This is a genomic window from Streptomyces hygroscopicus subsp. hygroscopicus, assembly GCF_001553455.1.
Lineage (GTDB): Bacteria > Actinomycetota > Actinomycetes > Streptomycetales > Streptomycetaceae > Streptomyces > Streptomyces hygroscopicus.
Genome location: NZ_BBOX01000505.1, coordinates 1 through 5,250 on the forward strand (window position 1 = coordinate 1; position 5,250 = coordinate 5,250).

Here is a 5,250-nt window from a genome sequence, read left to right on the forward strand (position 1 = left end):
CAGCGGGGGCGCGCGGTGGTCCGCCGCCGACGGCCGGGGCGCGGGGCCGCCATCCGCCCGGCCGGACGGACCGTTCCACGGCCGGCTCAGGCGACCAGCGGGAGGAAGACGGTGTCGACGATCTCCTGGATGGCCGATGAGGACATCGGCCTCAGATGCATGAGCACCTCGTGTCTGAGCAGGTCGTACGGCAACCGCACGATGCGCGGGGTCAGTTTCGCCCCGTCGATCTCTCCGCGTTCGACGGCACGCCGCGTCACGGACTCGATCAGCGACCACCGCTGATCGACCAGGGACGCGCGCAGCTCGGCGGGCGTCGTTCCGGTCTCCTCGAAGTAGGCGGCCAACTGCGCGGTCATGGCCGCGGCGAACATCGTGAACGCCCCGTTGAGCTGCTCGAGCAGCGCGATGGTGTCATCCCGCAGGGACCCGGTGTCCGGATCGATGAGCGTGAACCGGTCGCTGGCACGGGCGATCGCGTCCCGGACGAGCGTGTCCTTGCTGGGCCAGTGGCGGTTGACGACCGGCCGGCTGGTGCCGGCGCGTTGCGCGACCGCGGCGAAGGTGAGCGCGGCGTACCCGCGTTCCATCAGTTCCTCCCACGCGGCGTCGAGCAGCGCGGCCTCCAGCTCCGCGCTGTGCCGCCGACGGCCGGGACCGGACTCCGGACTTGTAAGATGCATGAGTGCATCTTACTCTCGGTGCGGCGCCCGCCGCACGCGGGCTCGACACACCTCTCCCACGCCGGTCGCCCCGAGGGCGCCGACGCGGTTCGCCGCATCACGAAAGGCACACCATGAGCATCAACGCCGCTGTACGGTCCTCCGGCCCGGTGACCGTCGAAGTGCACACCATGGGCCGCACGTTCGACGAGTCCACCGTGGACCAGTGGGAGCTCGAAGCCGCACGGCGAGCCCTGAAGAACCTGAAGACCGTGGCCGGCGGCCAGGTGATGATGGATCTCCTCGCCGGACACATCGACGCCGGCGACCGCTTCCACAAGGAGCTCATCGAGGCTTCCGGCGGCACCTACCGCGAGTCCCGCACCGCGTTCACCGTCAGCGGGCTCAGCGGCACCGACCTGGCCGACTGGTTCCGGTCCCAGGCCGGCACCGGCCGCTTCCAGGACAAGGGGCTGCTCCTCAACGCCCACCCCGAGCACTACGTCGAGCCGCCGAACTACACCGGGGGCATGGTGGAGACGATCGGCGGGCACCTCACCCGGTTCAAGGTGTCGGTGGCCCGCGAACTGCCCCCGCCGGTCAGCGCCTACCTCGACGCCTCCTACCCGGTGACGCTGATGAACGCCCTGCTCAGCCTGGACGACGGTACGCCCTTCGCGTACTGCCTGCACCAGGCCCGGGACACCGGCACCGGCGCGGAGGTGGTGGTACGCGTCATCTACCCGTCCGCCGCCCCGGACTCGATGATCGAGGGGCACTGCCAGCACCTGGCGATCGAATTCCGCAGCTGGATCCGCAACGCGGCAGCCGCGACCCGGTAACCGGCGGACGCCGCGCGTTGCCTCCGGGCCGCCTCCTGCCTGCGGTCCGGCCCCGGCCGCCAGTCCGGCCCCGGCCGCTGCCCGCCCGGCCCACCGCGGGCCCGCCCTCCGATTACGTCCCGCGGTCGGCGGGTACCCGCGCGCCTCACACGGTGACTCACACGGTGGCTCACGCGGGGGCGAGGAGAGACGCGGGAGGCGACGGAGATGGCGGAACACGGAAAGGACAAGGTCGGCCCGCTGCGGGACGACGAGCTCAAGAAGCGGACCCAGGGAGAGATCAGGGCCGACCGGGCCACGCGGATGGAGGAGGACAGGGAGCCGCAGCCCTCCGGCGAGGACCAGCCGGTGGCCGAACGCGCCCCGGACACCGGTCTCACCGGTGGCACACCGAGCGGGATGACGGCCGAGGACGTCCGGTCGCGCTCCGAGCTGGCCAGGTATCTCGGGCGTGACCTGTACCCGGCGGACCGTGGCACGGTGCTGGAGACCCTGCGGGACAACAACGCCCCCGACCGTCTGGTGAGCCTCGCCGCGCGGCTCCCGGAAGGCGAGAGCTACCGCAACGTCCAGGACATCGCACGGGCCCTGGGGTTCGGTGTGGAGGACCACCGGAGCTGACCCGGTCAGGGCCCCCGCGGTCAGGCTCTGCCCGCCGCTTCGCATCGGAGGTGATGGATGAGTACCCACCAGAACACCGACCCCGACGGCGCCGCCCGCGTCGCCGTCATCACCGGCGCGGACTCCGGTATCGGGCGCGCCGTGGCCGTACGGCTGGCCGCCGACGGCATGGACATCGGCATCACCTGGAACAGCGACCACGAGGGCGCCGAGGGGACCGCGGCCGAGGTCCGGGAGCTCGGCCGGCGGGCCGCCGTCGAGCAGATGGACCTGACCGGGCTCCCGGAGGCCGCGGACGCGGTCGACCGGCTCGCCGACCGCCTCGGCCGCCTCGATGTGCTGGTCAACAACGCGGGCACCGGTACCGCCACCCCGTTCCTCGACATCGACGTGGCGACCGTCCGGCGGGTGCTGGAGGTCGACCTGGTGGGTCCCTTCCTGTGCGGCCAGCACGCCGCCCGGCGCATGATCCGCCAGGGCGGAGGCGGCCGTATCGTCAACGTGACCAGCGTGCACGAGCACCAGCCGCGCGTCGGCGCCGCTCCCTACTGCGCGGCGAAGGGCGGACTCGGCCTCCTCACCCAGGTGATGGCTCTTGAGCTGGCCGAGCACGGCATCCGGGTCAACGCGGTGGCGCCGGGCGAGATCGCCACACCGATGACCGGGCAGGAGGACATCGACGCCCGGACCGAGGCACGCCCCGGAGTGCCGGTGGGCCGGCCCGGCGACGCCCGGGAGGTCGCGGCCGTGATCGCCTTCCTCGCCGGCCCGGACGCCGGCTACGTCACCGGCGCCTCCTGGGCCGTGGACGGGGGCATGCTCCGCATGGGCCCGATGGCCGGCTCCCATCTGCGGAACGACGACTGGCGCCGGGGCTGAACCGCTGCCGTGCGGCCCGGCGGGGCCGGCCCCGGCCGGGTCCGGCCCTTGGGTGGCCCGGCCCTTGGGCGGCCCTCCGTCGCGGGGCCCGGCGGTACCGGGGAGTTCGGCCTTTGACAGGATTGGCTAATCGGCTTAGCTTTTAGCTAGTGCTATTAGCCAACCCTGGAGGGCGTCATGACCGAGTACCTTGCCGTCGACGACGGCACGATCGCTTACGAGGTGGCGGGGTCCGGTCCGCTGATCGTCCTCGCGCACGGCATGGGCGACAGCCGCGCCGCGTACCGCGCGGTGATCCCGCCGCTGGTGGCGGCCGGCTACCGGGTCGCCGCGGTCGATCTGCGCGGCTGCGGCGAGTCCAGCGCCGACTGGCCGTCCTGGAGCCGTACCGCCATCGCCGGCGACCTGCTCGCCGTGATCCGCCACCTGGGCGGCCCGGCCGTGCTCGTCGGCCACTCGATCTCCGGCGGCGCCGCCACCATCGCCGCGGCGCGGGAGCCCTCGCTGGTCACCGCGGTCGTCGAACTCGCGCCGTTCACCCGCAAGCAGTCGATCCGCCCCGGCGACCTGCGGGTGAAGCGCTTCCGGCGGGGCATGCTGCGGCTGGCCGGCGCGGGCGCGTTCGGCAGCGTGCCGCTCTGGCTCTCCTACCTCGACCTCGCCTACCCCGGCGGGAAGCCGGCCGACTGGGCCGAGCGGCTCGGCCGCGTCGAGTCCCTGCTGCGCGAGCCGGGCCGGATGAAGGCCCTGCGGGGCATGGGCCGCAGCGCCCCGGCCGACGCCGGTGCGCAGCTCGGCAACGTCCGCTGCCCGGTCCTGGTGGTGATGGGCACGCTCGACCCCGACTGGGCCGAACCGCACGCCGAGGGGGCGGCGATCGTCGATGCCCTGCCGTCCGGCCTCGGCCGCCTCGAGATGATCGAGGGGGCCGGGCACTATCCGCACGACCAGTTCCCCGACCAGGTTGTTTCGCTCATGCTCGCCTTCTTCCGATCGGCGGCCGTCCGTGCCTAGGGCCGGTCTGGACGCGGCGGCCGTGGTCGCGGCCGGTGCCGCCCTCGCCGACGAGGTGGGCCTGGCCGGCCTGACGATGGGGTTGCTGGCCGAGCGGGTGGGCGTGCGCACCCCGTCCCTGTACAAGCACGTGGGCGGCCAGGAAGACCTCAACCGGCGCATCGCGGTCCTGGCACTGGGCGAAGCCGCCGACGCCGTCGGCGCCGCCGTCCGGGGATACGCGGGCCGCGACGCCCTGGCGGCCGCGGCGCGCGCCTTCCGCGCCTTCGTCCTGGAGCACCCCGGCCGGTACGCCGCGACGATCGGCGTGGCACCGTCCGGCCCGGACGACCCGCTGGCCGCCGCGGGGCAGCGGCTGCTCGACGCGTTCACGGCGGTGCTGCGCGGCTACGAGATCGAAGAGTCCGACGTGGACCACGCCCTGCGCATGCTCCGCAGCCTCTGCCACGGCTTCGCCACGTTGCAGTCGGCCAACGGCTTCCAGTGGAGTGCCGACATCGACGAGAGCTTCGAGTGGCTGATCGCCTTCGCCGACCGGGGCCTGCGCGCCAGGTGAGAACGGCGGGGCCGCGCCCGGGGCCGGTGCGTCCCGGGGGCGCGCACCCCTCGCTCCGCCGTCATGACGCATCCGCGCCACACCACGGTCGCCCCGCACGCCGACGGGCGTTGCGCCGGGGCCCGCCGGACGACCCCCGGCCGCCGCGGAACGGCGGCTGCCGACCGGGGTCTGCCGGAGCCCGCCCCTTCCACCGGTCAGTCTTCCGCCGGTCAGTCTTCCGCCGGTCAGGGGAGTTACCGGTCGGGGGAGTTCCCCGCCCACGGGCGCGGCGATGGGCGGGTCCCGGGCGGCGGCCCGGGACCCGCGGCGGTGTGTTTCAGCTCGCGGTGAGGAGGGAGTCGTCCTCGGTACGGGCGCCGGGGAGCTGGTGCCGGGCGGCGATCAGGGCGGCGTCGATGTCGCGCGTGCCGGTGATCACGCACAGCGTGTAGGAAATATCGGCGAGCCGCTGCTGCGCCTGCGGGCCGCCGTTCTCGGCGTTCAGGGCGTGGAGGGCCTCGTACTGCTGGATGAGGTCGGTCAGAACGGCGGGGTGGGCCATGAGCATGGCGGACTCTTCCCTTTCCATCATCGGGCGGTGTCGTACGGGTGGTGACGGAGGTGTTCGCTCCGCGCGGGGCGTCAGGCGGCGACCGGGGCCTGTTCGGTCCGTGGGTCGGCTTCGACCTGGTTA

7 protein-coding genes are annotated in these 5,250 nt (G+C 73.5%); 5 read left to right on the plus strand and 2 right to left on the minus strand.

The window, feature by feature from the left end:
- Positions 1-86 precede the first annotated feature (86 nt).
- Positions 87-683 carry a TetR/AcrR family transcriptional regulator gene (locus AXW62_RS37440; protein ID WP_060948314.1) on the minus strand — a complete coding sequence of 199 codons (597 nt, stop codon included), beginning with the start codon at positions 681-683 and terminating at the stop codon, positions 87-89.
- A 113-nt stretch (positions 684-796) separates the two neighbouring features.
- Here AXW62_RS37440 and AXW62_RS37445 point away from each other — a divergent pair, with 113 nt between their 5' ends.
- The 5 genes from AXW62_RS37445 to AXW62_RS37465 all read left to right on the plus strand — a co-directional run bounded on the left by AXW62_RS37445 (position 797) and on the right by AXW62_RS37465 (position 4,574).
- Positions 797-1,504, plus strand: a complete 708-nt coding sequence (locus tag AXW62_RS37445; protein ID WP_060948315.1) for a hypothetical protein — start codon at positions 797-799, stop codon at positions 1,502-1,504.
- A 207-nt stretch (positions 1,505-1,711) separates the two neighbouring features.
- Complete coding sequence (locus AXW62_RS37450) at positions 1,712-2,125, plus strand: DUF2795 domain-containing protein (RefSeq protein ID WP_060948316.1); 414 nt, start codon at positions 1,712-1,714, stop codon at positions 2,123-2,125.
- A 57-nt stretch (positions 2,126-2,182) separates the two neighbouring features.
- Complete coding sequence (locus tag AXW62_RS37455) at positions 2,183-3,004, plus strand: SDR family oxidoreductase (RefSeq protein ID WP_060948317.1); 822 nt, start codon at positions 2,183-2,185, stop codon at positions 3,002-3,004.
- 177 nt (positions 3,005-3,181) lie between these two features.
- A complete protein-coding gene (locus tag AXW62_RS37460) occupies positions 3,182-4,018 on the plus strand; it encodes an alpha/beta fold hydrolase (protein WP_060948318.1) in 837 nt (278 codons plus the stop codon).
- A 22-nt stretch (positions 4,019-4,040) separates the two neighbouring features.
- Positions 4,041-4,574: a TetR/AcrR family transcriptional regulator gene (locus AXW62_RS37465; protein WP_060948319.1), complete on the plus strand. Its 534-nt coding sequence runs from the start codon at positions 4,041-4,043 to the stop codon at positions 4,572-4,574.
- Between the two features lie 319 nt (positions 4,575-4,893).
- On the opposite strand, the gene AXW62_RS37470 is transcribed toward AXW62_RS37465, so the two are convergent.
- On the minus strand, positions 4,894-5,124 hold the full coding sequence (locus AXW62_RS37470; protein WP_060948320.1) for a DUF5133 domain-containing protein: 231 nt from the start codon (positions 5,122-5,124) through the stop codon (positions 4,894-4,896).
- Positions 5,125-5,250: the final 126 nt, after the last annotated feature.